A 14,814-nucleotide genomic window follows, 5' to 3' on the forward strand; every position below is an offset into this window, starting at 1 on the left:
CGTGGTGCGGACAGGTCCGGCCCGCGCGCCCACCAGCCCATACCGCTCCGGTCCCCGCCGTTCCCTTCACTCGCGCCGCACGTGGCCGCCCGCGCGGGATCGGGGCCCCAGAGGTGCGGGGGGCGGGTGGGGCGTGAGAAGCTCCACGGGGTACGGCGGGCGGTCAGCCGTGACGCCTGCCGTACCCCCACACTCCCCGAAGCCGGTCGCCAAGCCGCCCATGAGCGCCAGGCACAGGGGAGCCGGCAGGGCTCCTAGAGGCCGAGCGCGTGCCGGTAGCGGTCGCGGATCGCCGGTTGCGGGGCCGCCTCGTGCGAGGCGGTTCCCGGGGCGGGCCAATCCGGGGGGCCGGGGGCACCGGACAGCGCCCAGGCGGCCTGGCGGGCGGCGCCCCTGGCCACGTACTCCTGAGGCGCGGGCACCGCCACCGGCCGGCCGAACACGGCCGGAGCGATCTCCCGCACCGCCCGGGAGCCGGCCCCGCCGCCGATCAGCAGGACGCGTTCGCCCTGAACCGGCAGCGCCTCCAGCGCGTCGGCCAGATGGCAGAGCAGACCCTCGACCGCGGCCCTGGCCAGATGCCCGGGTGTGGCGGTGCGCAGGGTGAGGCCGTGCAGGGAGCCGGTGGCGCCGGGCAGGTTCGGGGTGCGCTCACCCTCCAGGTACGGCACGAGCACGAGCCCATCGGCCCCGCCCGGAGCCGCGAGGGCCAGTGAGTCCAGGCGCGAGAGGCCGGTGCCGAGCATGGCGGCCGCGGCCTCCAGGACGCGGGCGGCGTTGAGCGTGCACACCAGCGGCAGGAAGCGCCCCGTGGCGTCGGCGAACCCGGCCACGACCCCGCTCGGGTCCGCGCCGGGCCGGTCGGCGACGGCGAACGCGGTCCCCGAGGTGCCGATCGACACGACCACGTCACCGGGGCGCAGCCCGAGGCCGAGGGCCGCGGCCATGTTGTCACCGGTCCCCGCCGCGACCAGCAGGCCGCCGGCCTCCCCGGCCGCCTCGGCCGGTCCCAGCACCCGGGGCAACGCCGGCCGGCTCCCCATGGCCAGCTCCAGCAGGTCATACCGGTAGGACCCGGTGAACGGCGACCAGTACCCGGTCCCCGACGCGTCCCCCCGATCGGTGGTCAGCCGCTCCAACGGGAGCGCGTGGGGGCGCTCCGGCGAAAAGCCGGTCCGGGGCGGCTCACCCAGCAACCGCCAGGTCAGCCAGTCGTGCGGCAGGCACACCGCGGCCGTCCGCCGGGCATGGTCCGGTTCGTGCTCGGCCAGCCACCTCACCTTGGACACGGTGAACGAGGCCAGCGGCACGACCCCCACCGCGGATGCCCAGGCCGCGCCCCCGCCCAGCGCGTCGACCAGGTCGCGGGCGGCGTCGGCCGAGCGGGTGTCGTTCCACAACAAGGCGTCCCGCACGACATTTCCGGACTCGTCCAGGCAGACCATCCCATGCTGCTGCCCGGCCACCCCGACGGCGGCCACATCGTCAAGCCCGCCCGCCTCGGCGACGGCCAGAGCCAGCGCCTCCCACCAGGCCGCCGGATCCACCGAAGTCCCCTCCGGATGAGCGGCGCGCCCCTGCCGTACCAGCTGCCCGGAGGCGGCGTCGAGCACCACCACCTTGCAGCTCTGCGTGGAGGAGTCCACGCCCGCCACCAGCGGCATCAGCGCACCCCGAGCAGATGCTCCAGCGCGAGCTGACCAAGGCGCGAGGCGTGCAGCCCGCGCGCCGCGGCGCCGTCGAGGTCGAAGCCCGGATCCTCCAGCGTGGCCAGCGTCTCGCCGGGCGCCAGCGTCGGCTCGGCCAGCCGCCCGACCCGGGAGTCGCGCAGCGCCTCCAGCACCTCGGGGTCGGCGCGGTAACGGCGCGCCTTCTCGCGCAGGATCAGGTACGTGCGCATGTTGGCCGCGGCCGAGACCCACACGTCCTCGGCGTCCTCGGTGCGCGCGGGCTTGTAGTCGAAGTGCCGGGGCCCGGTGTAGCCGCCGTGCTCCAGCAGGTCCACGAGGAAGAAGGCGTTCTTGACGTCGCCGTGGCCGAAGACCAGGTCCTGGTCGTACCGGGGGCCGTGCTGGCCGTTGAGGTCGATGTGGAAGAGCTTGCCGTGCCAGAGGGCCTGCGCGATGCCGTGGGTGAAGCTGAGCCCGGCCATCTGCTCGTGGCCGACCTCGGGGTTGAGGCCGACCATCTCCGGGCGCTCCAGCTCGCCGATGAACGCCAGCGCGTGCCCGATCGTCGGCAGCAGGATGTCGCCACGCGGCTCGTTCGGCTTGGGCTCGATGGCGAAGCGCAGGTCGTAGCCCTGCTCGACGACGTAGGCGCAGAGCAGGTCGAGCGCCTCCTTGTAGCGTGCCAGCGCCGAGCGCACGTCCTTGGCCGCGTCGGACTCCGCGCCCTCGCGCCCGCCCCAGCAGACGTACACGCTCGCGCCGAGCGAGGCGGCCAGGTCGAGGTTGCGCCGGACCTTGCGCAGCGCGTACCGGCGGATGTCGCGGTCGTTGCTGGTGAACGCGCCGTCCTTGAAGACCGGGTGCGTGAACAGGTTCGTCGTGGCCATGGGCACCTTGAGCCCGGTCTCGGCCAGCGCCTTGGTGAACGCGGCCACGGCCCGGTCGCGGTCGGGTTCGACGGCGAGCAGGTCGTCGTCGTGGAAGGTCACGCCATAGGCGCCGAGCTCGGCCAGGCGGTGCAGGCTCTCCACCGGGTCGAGCGGCGCCCGCGTGGCGTCGCCGAACGGGTCGCGGGCCGGCCAGCCCACGGTCCACAGGCCGAAGGTGAAGCGGTCGTCGGGGGTGGGGGTGTAGGCGTCCAAAGCGGCCTCCCGATCATGTGCGCTTCAGCACTTCATATCATCAGCAGGCGCAGATCAGCCCTCTCAGGGCGGTCTCGAGGCAGGTGCCGGTCTGGGCGGGCACGGGCCACGGGAAGCGCACCAGCGTGTCGTCGACGCGCACGGTCGCGCCGTAGCGGTCCAGCTCCCACAGCCACGCCTCGCCGACCGGCGTGCCCAGGTGCGCGGCCACGGCGCCCTGGAGCTGCGCGCGGTGCGACTCGTTCAGGTGGGCGAGCACCCGCTCGGCGGTCTCGGCCAGCGGGTCGGGCTCGGCCTCCAGGTACTCGTCGGCGTCGAGCACGCCGGAGTCCTGGCCGGTCAGGTAGACGACCTGGGCGACGTCCATTCTCATGAGCCGCGGAGCGCCGGGCTCGCCGTACCGCTCGATGGCCTCGAACAGGTCCTCGTCGGCGCACGCGGCGGCGACCGCGACGGCGGCGGCGCGCGTGTCCTCCTCCGGTACGGCCAGCACCCACCCCTGCACCTCGACCAGCCCGCGGGGATGCTCGACGGCGCCCAGCAGCCGGGTGGCGGTGAGGTTGACCGCGATCACCGCGTCGCCCTCCAGGCCGTGCAGGCGCTCGCCCGGCTTGACCAGCAGCACGGGACGGCCCTGTTCGTCCACGCCGCCGCGGGCGGGGAAGGGGACGCCGTCGAGGGTGAGCCTGGCGACGCCGGCTCCGGAGGCGAGGGTGCGGATGCGTTCCGCGATCGGCGGCATGCAGGTCTCCTTGAGTTCACACGCTGTAGTAGGTTAGCCTTGCCTAAGTAAGTATTACCTAACCACATTGAGGTGAACATGCGCTACACCGGGCCGAAGGTGCGGCTGTCCCGACGGGCAGGCGTCCCTCTGACCAGGAAAGCCGTGCGGTACTTCGAGGCGCGGCCGTACCCGCCCGGAGAGCACGGCAGGAAGACCAGCCGCCGCAACACCGGCGACTACGGCATGCGGCTCATGGAGAAGCAGAAGCTGCGCTGGTACTACGACGTCTCCGAGCGTCAGCTGCGCCGCTACTGGGACCTCGCGGTCCGCAAGGAAGGCGCTTCGGGCGCCGAGCTGGTGACCCTGCTGGAGACCCGCCTGGCCTCCCTCGTGCTGCGAGCCGGGCTCGCTCCGTCGATCTACGCCGCCCGCCAGTACGTCAACCACGGCCACATCACCGTGGACGGCCGCAAGGTCGACATCCCGAGCTACCTCGTCAAGCCCGGCCAGGTCATCGCCGTGCGCCAGAAGTCGCGCACGATGCAGCCGTTCGTGGCCGCGGCCGAGGGCATCTACGCCGACGACCGTCCCGCCGGATACCTCTCCGTCGAGCTGTCCGACCTGCGCTTCACGCTGGTGAGCAAGCCGCAGCGCGAGCAGATCGCCATCCCCGTCGAGGAGCAGCTCGTGGTGGAGTTCTATTCTCGGTAGGCGTGACTGAAGTAGGCGCGGCTGAAACGGCGGACCGCCACGCGAGCTGGCTGGAGCTCTTCTTCGACCTGGTCGTCGTCGTGGCGGTGGCCCAGCTGGCCCACCGCCTGCTCCATCCGTCCTGGCCGGACGTCGCGCTGTTCGTGATGCTCTACTACGCGATCTGGAGCATCTGGACCTCCTTCACGATCTACGCCAACGTCCGCGCGGACAAGACCCGCACCCGCGCGATGCTGATCGGCATGTCCGGCATCGCGGTGATGGCCGCCGCCGCGCCCGACGTGGCGCACGCCGTGCCCGGCGGCGGCAACCACGACAACTGGTTCGCCGCCGCCTACGTCGTCTGCCGGCTCAGCGGCTCCCGCTCCATCCAGAGCTCGGGCGCGGTCGTGACCTCGTGGCCCGCCGCCCAGCTCGGCGCCGGCCTGGCCCCCTGGATCGTCTCCTTCTGGGCCCCCGCCCCCGTCACCTACTGGCTGTGGGCGCTCGGCATCCTGCTCGACCTGGCCTTCACCCTCCAGAACGCCCGCCACCCCGAACGGCTCCTCCAGGCCCTGAAGACGCAGTCCGACCGGGTCAAGGAGCGCGCCCGGCGGCACGACGGCGACGGCCGCCGCCCCCCGCGCGAGATACCCGCCCCCTTCGAGGCCGTCCTGCACACCGCGCATCTCGGCGAACGGCTCGGCCTGTTCGTGATCATCGTGCTCGGCGAGGCGGTCATGCAGATCGTCGTCGAGGCCGGCGGCCAGGACTGGAGCACCGAGCTCAAGCTCGCGGCCGCGGGCTCGTTCGCGCTGGTCGTGTGCCTGTGGTGGGTGACGCTGCAGCACGGCGTGACCGCCGTGCCCGCCTCGGGCGAGCGGGGACTGCCGCCGTCCGTCGCGCTGCCCGCCCACTTCGTCATGACCGCCGGGCTCGTCGCGGCGGCGGCCGGGCTCGGCGCCGCCGTGGCCCAGCCCGCCGAGCACCCGCACCCCGGGATCCGGTGGGTGCTGTGCGCCGGCCTGGCCGTGTACTTCGCCGCCTCCGCCGTGATCGGCGTCGCCACCGGGGCGCGGCGGCTGTGGATCTGGGCGTGGGCGCTGCCGGCCACCGCGGTCCCGGTGCTCCTGGGGCTGCTGGGCGGACCACTGCCCGCCTGGGCGGTCGTGGCGATCCTGCTCGTGGCCGCGCTGTGGCGGGTCGCCTACCGTCCGCCCGCCACAGCCCCGTCCCCGGCCTGAGCCCCCGCCCGCGCGCGAGGGCGCGCCGCCCTCACACGAGGGCGGCGTTCTTACGCGGCAACAGGGCGAAGGCGCCCAGATAGATCAGCCCGGCCACGATGAGCAGGCTCTGGTAGCCGATCACCAGCGCCACGTACTCCATGCAGCCGCCGACCATCGCGCCCAGCAGGTTGGCGCCGAAGGACGTCGTGGCGTCGGCGGAGTCGGCGAAGCGCTTGGCGAACACCACGTTCGCCGCGAAGATCGGCAGGAAGGCCACCGTCACCGCCGCCACCGCGCGCAACGGCGTCGGCAACGACAGCAGCCACGCGTTCGGCACCAGCCAGGCCAGGACGAGGCCGGCCAGCAGCACGCCGTACATCACCCTCAGGGGAGGGGTGCGGAAACGGCGGGTCACCTCGACCGCGGCGAGCACGGCGACCAGCACCCCGGCGAAGACGACCGCGTTGACCACCCACGTCGTGCCGAACAGCAGCGCGAAGCCCGTCACGCTCTTGGTCTCCAGGAGCAGGAACCCCACGCCGAGCAGGAAAAGGTCCGCGTAAGGGCGCATTCTCCGGTACGGCCCCGCCACCACCCGCACCGCCAGCAGGCTGACGAGCAGGATGAGGCCCAGCGTGATCAGGTAGATCGCCGGGATCGTCCGGTCCTTCAGATACAGGAACGGCCGGTCGTCGGGCGCCGGGGCGGGTGTCCCGGCGGCCGCGCCCGCCCATTCGGCGGCGCAGCGCTGGGCCTGCGGCGTGACGCCCGAGGTGATGACGGCCTGGTGCCCGGCGGTGCTGACCACGTCCACGCAGGGTTTGTGGCCGAAGGCGCTCTGCACGGTGGAGGCCAGCCGGTCCACCAGCCAGCTCTCGCGGTAGTAGTTGTACATGGAGAACGCCCCGCCCGGCTTGAGTCGTTCACGGGCGGCCTTGATCGCCTCCTCGGTGAACAGGTAGCTCTCCAGCCGCAGCGAGCTGGCCCCGGGCACCAGCGTGAGCGAGTCGGGCAGCGCGAACAGGATCAGGTCGAACCTGCGGTCGGTCTGCTCCAGGAAGGCCCGCCCGTCGGTGATGTGCGTGGTCACGCGCGGATCGGAGTAGGGCTTGTCCGGATGCAGCTCGCCGCCGAGCTGGCGCAGCTTGGGGTCGATCTCGACCGCGTCGACCGACGTGGCCCCCTTCGACAGCGCGATGGCCACGTCGGTGCCGCTGCCCGCGCCCACGATGAGGACCTCGCGCGGCGGCGCGGCGGCCCGCTCGTACGGCAGCGCGTACTGCCGCTCGATCTGCAGCCGGGTCTCGGCCGGCATGGCCTGCTGATGCGGGATCCCGTTGACCGAGATGTCGTAGACGGGCATCTGGTACGGCATCCGCTTGTAGGTCACCTTGTAGTACGGCGACCACAGGGCTCCCGCCGTGACGCTCTCGGCGGCCAGCAGCCCGGCCACGAGCATGGCGGGCAGCGCCACCAGCCCCCAGTACGGCACCCACGGCTTCGGCGTCAGCAGCAGCAGGAAGCAGACGGCCGCGATCGTCCCCCAGACCACGGGCGGCGCCGACAGGAACGACAGGCCGGTGAAGACGCCGATGCCGGTGAGGCTGCCGATCAGGTCGTAGCGGTAGGCCTCCAGCCGGGGCAGCTCGGGGAAGCAGCGCCCGACCAGCTCGGCCGGCCCCATGAGCGCCAGCGCGGCGGCCACGAACACGATGGGCAGCGTGACCCAGGCCGGCGGCCCCTCCATGGACAGGCTCGTCCAGTACAGGACGCCCTCGGTGTCGCGGTTCACGGTCACGGGGAAGGCCAGCACCACGCTGACCAGCACCGCGAGCACGACCGGCGAATAGTACGGCTGCCGCTTGGTCCGCCCGACCCGCAGGAATCCCAGCCCGATGCCGAGAAAAGAACCGAGCAGGACAAAGTTCGTGAAATAACTCAAATGGACGATATTCGAGCCTGTCCACCGGATCAGCGCGAGTTCGAGGAAAAGCATGAACGCGCTGGCGAGTATGAGGCGCGGTCGCACGGCCAGCCAATGCCCGGAAGCGGACTCCTGAGGGGCGGCCAGCACCTGGGTGGTCATGACGACTCACCGTAGTTGACGGACCGAAACCGGGGAAGGCTGACGCCCCAGAACAAATGTCGTCCTGTTAGCGAGTTATGGGGGTATTTCAGCAGGTCAAACCTGTGACGATGCGCTGGACGCGCCGCGATGGATGAAGGAATGTTGGGAGGTTCGTTCCCTCCAAACGTTCGGTGGTGTCCCCATGCGGGTTCTGATTCAGCTCCGCCCTTCCCCCGATCTGGTCGCGGCGGTAGCCGACCCCGGCCAGACGGCCACCACGGCAGACGTCGCCGACGGACTGCCCGGAGTCGAGCTCGACTCCGCCTTCGTTCCCATCGCCGTGCCACGGCCCGTCCCCCTGCCCGGCGGCGACCCCCTCTCGCTCAACCAGCCGCTCGACTTCTCCCTGGCCGCCGAGGACGCTTCGGTGCTCGTGCGCGGCACGATCTCCGACGACGAACTGGCCACCCGCGTCACCATGCTGCCCACGATCCGCCCCGACGTGGTCGGCGTCTTCGCCGACCCGGTGATCGAGTCCAGCCTGACCTGCGGCGGCGATCCTCCGGTCGGCGACTGGCACGACGTCGAGCGGCTGATCAACGCCGCCGGGCTGGCCGCCGAGGGCCTCGACGGCTCCGGAGTGGCGCTGGCCGTGCTCGACACCGGCATCAACGCCGCGCACGTGGCCAGGCACCTCGGGCGCGGCGTCACCCTCGACGCCGAGCGCAGCTGGAACCCCGCCGGGGTCACCGGGCGGCCGGGCGAGTTCGAGGTCGACCACGGCACGATGTGCGCCTTCGACACGCTCATCGGCGCGCCGCAGGCCAGCCTCATCGACATCCCGGTGCTGCTGTCGACCCGGCCGGGCGGCTCGGCGCTCGACGGGCTGCTGTCGGACGCGGTGGCCGCCTTCGCGCACCTGCGCACCGTCCTGGACGCCCAGCCCGCCGACTCCAGGTCGCTGGTGATCAGCAACTCCTGGGGGTCGTTCTCGCCCTCCTGGGACTTCCCCGTCGGCCATCCCGGCAACTACTCCGACAACGCCGCCCACCCGTTCAACCTGATCGTGGCCAGTCTCGACCGGGCGGGCGCGGACGTGCTGTTCGCCGCGGGCAACTGCGGGCGCGAGTGCAAGGACGGCCGCTGCGCCTACCCCGACCGGCCCATCGTCGGCGCCAACTCCCACCCGAGGGCGCTGTCGATCGGCGGCGTCGACGTCGGCGGCGAGCGGGTCGGCTACTCCTCGCAGGGACCCGGCCGGCTGACCGCCCGCAAGCCGGACGTCTGCGCCTACACCCACTTCTCCGGTTCCAAGGCCTTCGGCGACGCCGAGCCCGACTCCGGCACCTCGGCCGCCTGCCCGGTGGCCGCGGGCCTGATCGCCGCCGTCCGCACCCGCTGGCCGTCCTCGCGGCTGTCGCCCGCGCAGCTGCGGGCCCTGCTGCGCCGTACGGCCGAAGACCGCAGCGAGGTCGGCTTCGACTACGACTACGGTTACGGCATCGTCGACACCGCGGGCGTCATCGCCGCACTGCAGCGCAGGGCCAAGAGCGTAGCCTGAGGTCTATGGTCCTCATCACCGTACGGCTCCCGCCGGGCGCGACGCTGGAGGACGCGATCAGCAGGCTCGGCCTGGCCGAGGAGGACGTCGACATCGCCTACGGGCTGGTGCTCATCGACCCCGACCTCGGCCTGTACGGCCTGCGGGTGACAGAGGAGGCGGGCCGCAGGGCCGGCCCGCCCTTCTCCGACCCCACGATCGAGCCCTACGGCCCGTCTAGGCGTTCTCGCGATGGAAGACCCGGCCCCCGACCACCAGGCTCACCGCCGTGAACACCACGACGACGACCAGGCCGGTGGCGACCGTCGCGTTCCAGTAGTGCCCGGCGAACAACTCCCGCATGGCCTCCAGCACGTGCCGGAACGGGCTGACGCGCGAGAGTGCCTCCAGCCAGCCCGGCGCCATGGACATGGGCAGGAACGTCCCCGACAGCAACATCAGCGGCACCACCGCGGTCATCATCACCGGGGCGAACAGGTGCTCGTCGAGCGTGAGCGCGGCCGCGTACGACAGCGCCGCCAGGCTCACCCCGAGCACCACGACCAGCACCATCGCCGCCAGCACCCCGCCGATCGGCGCCCGCAGGCCGAGCGCGTAGGCCGCGGCCACCAGCAGCACGGTCTGGATCACCAGCGTGAAGGCGTTGTTGAGCACCCGGCCCAGCAGCAGGGCCAGCCGCGAGGCCGGGGTGACGCGCTGGCGCTCCAGCACGCCGGAGCGCCAGTCGAAGACGATGCCGAACCCGGCCAGGCCCGCGCTGAGCAGGCCGAGCTGGACGATCAGGCCGGGCACCAGCGTCTCCCAGTCGCCGAACGTGGCGAAGATCGGCCCGAACAGCACCAGGAAGAACAACGGCTGGATGGCGGCGACCAGCAGGCCGACCTTGTGGCGCAGGCTGATGCGCGTCGTGTGGTGGAACAGCAGCCAGGTCTCGCGGATCGCGGCGGCGCTCACGCGGGCACCTCCTCTCGCAGCGAGCGGCCGGTGATGTCGAGGAAGGCCTGGTCGAGGGTACGCCCGCCGCTCTTGAGCTGCGACGGGGTGCCTTCGGCGGCCACCACGCCGTGGTCGATGATGACGATGCGGTCGCACAGGGCGTCGGCCTCGTCGAGGTAGTGGGTCGTCAGGAAGACGGTCGCGCCGCCCTCGCGCAGGGCGCGGACGTGGCTCCACAGGTTGGCCCGGCTCTGCGGGTCCAGGCCGGTGGTGGGCTCGTCGAGGAAGAGCAGGACCGGGTCGTGGACGAGGCCGAAGGCGATGTCGAAGCGGCGTTGCTGGCCGCCGGACAGGGCGGCTCCGGGCATCGACTCCAGGCCGGTCAGCTCCAGGCGGGCCAGCACCTCGGCGGCCCGGGCGCGGGCGGCGGGGCGGGACAGGCCGTACAGCATGGCGTGGAGTTCGAGCTCCTCGCCGGCGGGGCTCGCGGGGCTGAGCCCGCCGTGCTGGGAGACGTAGCCGACGCGGCGGCGTACGGCGCGCGGGTCGGCCAGCAGGTCGTGCCCGGCGACGGTGGCGCTGCCGGCGGTGGGGGTGAGCAGCGTGGTGAGCATGCGCATGGTGGTGGTCTTTCCCGCGCCGTTGGGACCGAGGAAGCCGACGATCTCGCCCTCGTCCACGTGGAGGTCGACGCCGCGCACGGCTTCCACCCCGCTCTTGAACGTCTTGCTGAGGCCCTTTGTGGTCAACATATTTTTAGGGTAACTGAAATTTTGGTGTCACTGCAAACTTGGTAGCATTGGAGGCATGGAAGAGGGGCTGCGCGAGCGCAAGAAGCGGGAGACGAGGCAGCGCATCGCGGACATGGCGATGGGGCTGTTCATGATGCGGGGGTTCGAGGACGTGACGGTGGCGGAGGTCGCGCGGGCCGCCGACGTCTCGGTCAACACGGTCTTCAACTACTTCCGCACGAAGGAAGACCTGTTCATGGACCGCTGGGACGAGGTCGAGGACCTGCCGAGCAAGGTCGTGCGCGAGCGACGGCCCGGCGAGAGCGTGCTGGCCGCCTTCCGGCGCGACTTCCTCGACGCCCTCGACACGGGCGACTGGCGCTATGGGCTCAACGAGGGCGCCGAGGAGTTCGGCAAACTGGTCGGCGACAGCCCGTCGCTGATGGCCAGGATGCGGGAGCTGGAGCACTCCACGGACGTACGGCTGGCGCGCACGGTGGCCGAGGACGTCGAGGCCGACCCCGACGACCTGTCACCCCGGCTCGTGGCCGCGCAGATCCTGTCGGTCACCCGGCTGCTGTCCAGGCTCGCGGTGCGCCGCAAGTGGGCGGGCGAGAGCTGGCGGGAGATCCTGCCCGACGTCAGAAGGCAGGCCGAAGCCGCCTTCGACCTGCTGGAGAACGGGATCGGCCGCTACGGGGTCAGGAGCTGAACGCGCCGGCGAGCAGGGCGAAGCCGAACAGCAGGGCGTACCCGCCGACGATCAGGCCCATGAGGCAGGTGCCGATGATGCCGCAGATGCGGCCGGCGTTCACGTTGCCGCGGTTCTCGTAGTAATAGCCGCTGGAGTCGATCTCGCGCAGCGCCCTGTTGCCCATCGTCCAGGCGACCGGCCCGAGGAACAGGCAGATCACGAGGCTGAGGATGCCCAGGACGAGGATCGTGGTCCCGTTCGGGTGGGTCATCGGCGGCGGGCCGTAGGGGGAGGGGCCGTGGGGATAAGCCATAGGAGCGTTTTCTACCACATGAGCTCCTTGACCGAGCGCTTGCTTGTGTTCTAGCGTGAGCCGGGTGAAGGCGTTCTTCCAGTGGCTGTCGGCGACGTCGTGGTTCCCCAAGGTCGCGCCCGTGGTCGTGCCGCGCATGGACCGCCTCGTGCACCGGCTCACCCGCGGCCGGCTCGCCAGCGACGTGGTCACCCCCGTGCTGCTGCTGGTCACCACCGGCGCCAAGAGCGGCGAGAAGCGCTCGTCGCCGCTGGCCTGCCTTCCCGAGCGGGACGGAGGCATGCTCGTCGTGGGCAGCAATTACGGCCGCCCGCAACACCCCTCCTGGACCGGGAATCTGCTCAAGACCCCCGAGGCCGCCGTGAGCTTCCGCGGCGCCACCTTCCCCGTCATCGCGACCCTGCTGGAGGGCGAGGCGCGGGCCGCCGCCTGGCCGGACCTGCTGGCGATGTGGCCCGTCTACGACCACTACACGCGGGTATCGGGACGGGAGTTACGGGTGTTCCGTCTGACTCCGACGCGTTGATCAACTGTTTATCTACCGTCCATAAGTGTTACGTCATCATGGACGGGTCTTGATCAACCTTTGGGGAGCCTGCACGTGCGTGACCGCATTCGCGCCTGTATCGAACATAAGCGCTTCCAGCGCATCATCATCACCGTCATCCTCGTCAACGCGGCCACGCTCGGCCTCGAGACCTTCCCCTCGGTCGTCGCCGAGTACGGCACGGCCCTGCGCCTCATCGACCACGCCGCCCTCTACGTCTTCGTCGCCGAACTGCTGGCCAAGCTCTATGTGGAGCGTTCCCGGTTCTTCCGCGACCCGTGGAACATCTTCGACGCCCTCATCGTCGGCGTCGCCCTGGCCCCCGCCAGCGGCAACCTGTCCGTGCTGCGGGCCCTGCGGGTCCTGCGGGCGCTGCGCCTCATCTCCGCCGTCCCGAGCCTGCGGCGGGTCGTGTCCGCCTTACTCCGCGCCATGCCGGGGATGAGCTCCATCGTCGTGCTCCTGGCGCTGGTCCTGTACGTGGCCGCGGTCATGAGCACCAAGCTGTACGGCGCCACCGCCCCCGGCTACTTCGGCGACCTGCAGACGTCCCTGTTCACGCTGTTCCAGACCATGACCGGCGAGGCGTGGCCCGACATCGCCCGCGAGGTCATGGCCGTCCACCCGGGCGCTTGGGTGTTCTTCGTGGTCTTCATCCTGCTGTGCTCGTTCGTGGTGCTGAACCTGTTCATGGCGGTGGTCGTCAGCGCCATGGAGGAGGAGTCGGCCGAGGAGCGGGCCGAGCTGGAGAGCCACGCCGAGATGTCCGCCCGGCTGATCCTGGACGAGCTCGCCGCGCTGCGCAGGGAGGTGGCCGAACTGCGCGACTCCAACGGCCTGTGGCCCGACGAGGCCGGCTCACCGGCCGGCCGCTGACCGCCGGCCCTCCGGCCCGCTAGCTCAGGCCGCAGAGCTCCGACAGGCTCTTGGCGGACTTGTTGGTGTTGCGGGTCGGGGTCTCGGTCGGGGCGGCGGCGCCGTTCCGTGTGGGGGTGCCGGAGGCCGAGGGGGCGGCCGAGGCGTTGGCGACCTGCGTCTTGCGGGCCGGCTTGAGCGAGTCGGTGAGCGCCTTGGCCGACGCCTTGCGGATCTTGATCCAGTCGGGGCGGCCCGAGTAGAACTCCGGCGGCACGAACTGCAGGCTGGTGATCCTGGCCCCCTTCACCTTCACGGCCAGGTTGACCAGGTGCTCCAGCAGTTCGTGCGGAATGTTCGTGGAGGCCATGCGCTTGGCGGCGCGGGCGACCTTCTCGAAGTTGGTCAGCACCTTCATGGGCGTGGCCTGCTGGGCGAACGCGCCGATGACGCAGCGCTGGCGGGCCATGCGGGAGAAGTCGTCGCTGCCCACGCGGGAGCGGCCGTACCACAGGGCCTCCTCGCCGGACAGGACGCGGGTGCCGGCCTTGATGGTGCCGGCGGTGCCGTACAGGCCGCCCCAGGGGATGTCCCGCTCGACGCGGATCTTGAGGCCGCCGATGGCGTCGACCAGGTACGCGAAGCCGTACATGTTGACCAGGGCGTAGTAGTCGATCTTGAGGCCGAGGGTCTGGCCGATGGCGTCCATGAGGACGCGGGGGCCCTTGTTCTTGCCGCCGGCGACCTGCGGGTTGTCGTTGGCGAACTTCCAGACCTCGTTGAGCAGGCCGCCGTTGGGCAGTTCCGCCTGGAAGCCGTTGGGGAAGTGCTTGGCCATCGGGGTGCCGGACGGGAAGCGTACGTGCTGCAGGTTGCGCGGGAGGCTGAACAGCACCGTGTTGCCGGTCTGCACGTGCACGCTGGCCACGGTCATGCTGTCGGTGCGCACCCCGTCGCGGTTGCCCGCGCCGTCGCCGCCGACCAGCAGGAAGTTGACGCGGTCACGGCCGTTCCAGGGGTCCTCCTGCTTGACCGGCGCGATGTCGGGATCCTTCTGGCCGCTGGGGAAGATCTGCTGGAGCGCGTCCTGGCCGCTCATCACGAGCTGGGCGGTCAGGGCGAAGGGCGACATGACGGCCACGCCGAGGATGCCGACGGCGATGCCGGAGACGATCTGCCCCTGCTGCCCGAGCCTGCTCGGGCCCAGCGCGACGTAGGAGGCGAGCATGAGCGCGAACCACGCCAGCGCGCCCACCGCCGCGATGACCGTGATCGCGGTCGTCCAGCCGAGGAAGATGCCGGGCTGGGTCACGTTGATCAGGACGATGACGAGCGCGGTCAGCAGGATGACGGCGTAGACGCCGATGAGCGTCAGCCCGATACGACGGCGCCCGGCGCGCAAATGTGCGGCGCCGGGCACGAGGACGGAGAGCATCGTCCAGCCGAGGACGGAGGCGAGCGTGAGTGGCTTGGCGAAGCGGGGGGCGGCGGGCTTGGCCGCGCCCTCCCCGGCCGGCCGGGCGCCGCGGGTGCGGCGTGTTGCCCGCCGTTTCCTGTCCGCGGGCACGGTGCCGACCTCTTCGTCCTTCGTCACACCGGCTCCTTCAAGCATTTACCAGGCAAAACCCATGACTTTGCCCCCGGTTGCACAAGATTG

15 protein-coding genes are annotated in these 14,814 nt (G+C 71.4%); 7 read left to right on the plus strand and 8 right to left on the minus strand.

Annotation, left to right across the window (positions count from 1 at the left end; all coding sequences use genetic code 11):
- Positions 1-254 precede the first annotated feature (254 nt).
- Genes ACIBI5_RS44455 through ACIBI5_RS44465 form a run of 3 tightly spaced genes read right to left on the minus strand, consistent with a single transcriptional unit; the run spans position 255 to position 3,554 of the window.
- On the minus strand, positions 255-1,664 hold the full coding sequence (locus ACIBI5_RS44455) for a xylulokinase (RefSeq protein WP_397256370.1): 1,410 nt from the start codon (positions 1,662-1,664) through the stop codon (positions 255-257).
- Positions 1,664-2,812, minus strand: coding sequence for a xylose isomerase (xylA, locus tag ACIBI5_RS44460; protein ID WP_397256372.1), 1,149 nt, complete (start codon positions 2,810-2,812; stop codon positions 1,664-1,666). Before xylA ends, ACIBI5_RS44455 begins: the two co-directional genes overlap by 1 nt.
- A gap of 40 nt (positions 2,813-2,852) precedes the next feature.
- The gene (locus tag ACIBI5_RS44465; protein WP_379634525.1) at positions 2,853-3,554 is read right to left on the minus strand and encodes a DUF2470 domain-containing protein; all 702 of its coding nucleotides are present in this window, start codon (positions 3,552-3,554) and stop codon (positions 2,853-2,855) included.
- Positions 3,555-3,632: 78 nt separating this feature from the next.
- On the opposite strand from ACIBI5_RS44465, the gene rpsD reads away from it, so the two are divergent.
- Together rpsD and ACIBI5_RS44475 are read left to right on the plus strand one after the other, a co-directional pair.
- The gene (rpsD, locus tag ACIBI5_RS44470) at positions 3,633-4,247 is read left to right on the plus strand and encodes a 30S ribosomal protein S4 (RefSeq protein ID WP_397256443.1); all 615 of its coding nucleotides are present in this window, start codon (positions 3,633-3,635) and stop codon (positions 4,245-4,247) included.
- 2 nt (positions 4,248-4,249) lie between these two features.
- A complete protein-coding gene (locus ACIBI5_RS44475; protein WP_397256374.1) occupies positions 4,250-5,470 on the plus strand; it encodes a low temperature requirement protein A in 1,221 nt (406 codons plus the stop codon).
- Between the two features lie 31 nt (positions 5,471-5,501).
- Here the strand turns inward: ACIBI5_RS44475 and ACIBI5_RS44480 are convergent, their stop codons facing one another.
- Positions 5,502-7,538 (minus strand): spermidine synthase, encoded by a 2,037-nt coding sequence (locus tag ACIBI5_RS44480; RefSeq protein WP_397256376.1) that lies wholly within the window; start codon positions 7,536-7,538, stop codon positions 5,502-5,504.
- Between the two features lie 184 nt (positions 7,539-7,722).
- Here ACIBI5_RS44480 and ACIBI5_RS44485 point away from each other — a divergent pair, with 184 nt between their 5' ends.
- Both ACIBI5_RS44485 and ACIBI5_RS44490 read left to right on the plus strand, forming a co-directional pair.
- Positions 7,723-9,081 (plus strand): S8 family serine peptidase, encoded by a 1,359-nt coding sequence (locus ACIBI5_RS44485; protein WP_397256378.1) that lies wholly within the window; start codon positions 7,723-7,725, stop codon positions 9,079-9,081.
- Between the two features lie 5 nt (positions 9,082-9,086).
- Positions 9,087-9,353: a hypothetical protein gene (locus tag ACIBI5_RS44490; protein ID WP_397256380.1), complete on the plus strand. Its 267-nt coding sequence runs from the start codon at positions 9,087-9,089 to the stop codon at positions 9,351-9,353.
- Here ACIBI5_RS44490 and ACIBI5_RS44495 read toward each other — a convergent pair.
- A complete protein-coding gene (locus ACIBI5_RS44495; RefSeq protein WP_397256382.1) occupies positions 9,298-10,035 on the minus strand; it encodes an ABC transporter permease in 738 nt (245 codons plus the stop codon). The genes ACIBI5_RS44490 and ACIBI5_RS44495 overlap by 56 nt on opposite strands.
- Positions 10,032-10,769 carry an ABC transporter ATP-binding protein gene (locus tag ACIBI5_RS44500; RefSeq protein ID WP_397256384.1) on the minus strand — a complete coding sequence of 246 codons (738 nt, stop codon included), beginning with the start codon at positions 10,767-10,769 and terminating at the stop codon, positions 10,032-10,034. Before ACIBI5_RS44500 ends, ACIBI5_RS44495 begins: the two co-directional genes overlap by 4 nt.
- Before the next feature lie 55 nt (positions 10,770-10,824).
- On the opposite strand from ACIBI5_RS44500, the gene ACIBI5_RS44505 reads away from it, so the two are divergent.
- On the plus strand, positions 10,825-11,460 hold the full coding sequence (locus tag ACIBI5_RS44505) for a TetR/AcrR family transcriptional regulator (protein WP_397256385.1): 636 nt from the start codon (positions 10,825-10,827) through the stop codon (positions 11,458-11,460).
- On the opposite strand, the gene ACIBI5_RS44510 is transcribed toward ACIBI5_RS44505, so the two are convergent.
- Positions 11,450-11,755, minus strand: coding sequence for a DUF4190 domain-containing protein (locus tag ACIBI5_RS44510; protein ID WP_397256387.1), 306 nt, complete (start codon positions 11,753-11,755; stop codon positions 11,450-11,452). The two genes, ACIBI5_RS44505 and ACIBI5_RS44510, sit on opposite strands and share 11 nt — an antisense overlap.
- 64 nt (positions 11,756-11,819) lie before the next feature.
- Here ACIBI5_RS44510 and ACIBI5_RS44515 point away from each other — a divergent pair, with 64 nt between their 5' ends.
- Both ACIBI5_RS44515 and ACIBI5_RS44520 read left to right on the plus strand, forming a co-directional pair.
- Positions 11,820-12,281 carry a nitroreductase family deazaflavin-dependent oxidoreductase gene (locus ACIBI5_RS44515; RefSeq protein ID WP_397256389.1) on the plus strand — a complete coding sequence of 154 codons (462 nt, stop codon included), beginning with the start codon at positions 11,820-11,822 and terminating at the stop codon, positions 12,279-12,281.
- 75 nt (positions 12,282-12,356) lie between these two features.
- Positions 12,357-13,178 carry an ion transporter gene (locus tag ACIBI5_RS44520; RefSeq protein WP_397256391.1) on the plus strand — a complete coding sequence of 274 codons (822 nt, stop codon included), beginning with the start codon at positions 12,357-12,359 and terminating at the stop codon, positions 13,176-13,178.
- Positions 13,179-13,197: 19 nt separating this feature from the next.
- Here the strand turns inward: ACIBI5_RS44520 and ACIBI5_RS44525 are convergent, their stop codons facing one another.
- The gene (locus ACIBI5_RS44525) at positions 13,198-14,751 is read right to left on the minus strand and encodes an LCP family protein (RefSeq protein WP_397256393.1); all 1,554 of its coding nucleotides are present in this window, start codon (positions 14,749-14,751) and stop codon (positions 13,198-13,200) included.
- Positions 14,752-14,814: the final 63 nt, after the last annotated feature.

This window comes from Nonomuraea sp. NPDC050540 (assembly GCF_044457485.1).
Taxonomy (GTDB): domain Bacteria; phylum Actinomycetota; class Actinomycetes; order Streptosporangiales; family Streptosporangiaceae; genus Nonomuraea.

Coding starts and splice junctions, on each gene's coding strand:
- ACIBI5_RS44455 (WP_397256370.1), bottom strand. CDS start 1,664: ATGCCGCTGGTGGCGGGCGTGGACTCCTCCACGCAGAGCTGCAAGGTG.
- ACIBI5_RS44465 (WP_379634525.1), bottom strand. CDS start 3,554: ATGCCGCCGATCGCGGAACGCATCCGCACCCTCGCCTCCGGAGCCGGC.
- rpsD (WP_397256443.1), top strand. CDS start 3,633: ATGCGCTACACCGGGCCGAAGGTGCGGCTGTCCCGACGGGCAGGCGTC.
- ACIBI5_RS44480 (WP_397256376.1), bottom strand. CDS start 7,538: ATGACCACCCAGGTGCTGGCCGCCCCTCAGGAGTCCGCTTCCGGGCAT.
- ACIBI5_RS44485 (WP_397256378.1), top strand. CDS start 7,723: ATGCGGGTTCTGATTCAGCTCCGCCCTTCCCCCGATCTGGTCGCGGCG.
- ACIBI5_RS44490 (WP_397256380.1), top strand. CDS start 9,087: ATGGTCCTCATCACCGTACGGCTCCCGCCGGGCGCGACGCTGGAGGAC.
- ACIBI5_RS44500 (WP_397256384.1), bottom strand. CDS start 10,769: ATGTTGACCACAAAGGGCCTCAGCAAGACGTTCAAGAGCGGGGTGGAA.
- ACIBI5_RS44505 (WP_397256385.1), top strand. CDS start 10,825: ATGGAAGAGGGGCTGCGCGAGCGCAAGAAGCGGGAGACGAGGCAGCGC.
- ACIBI5_RS44510 (WP_397256387.1), bottom strand. CDS start 11,755: ATGGCTTATCCCCACGGCCCCTCCCCCTACGGCCCGCCGCCGATGACC.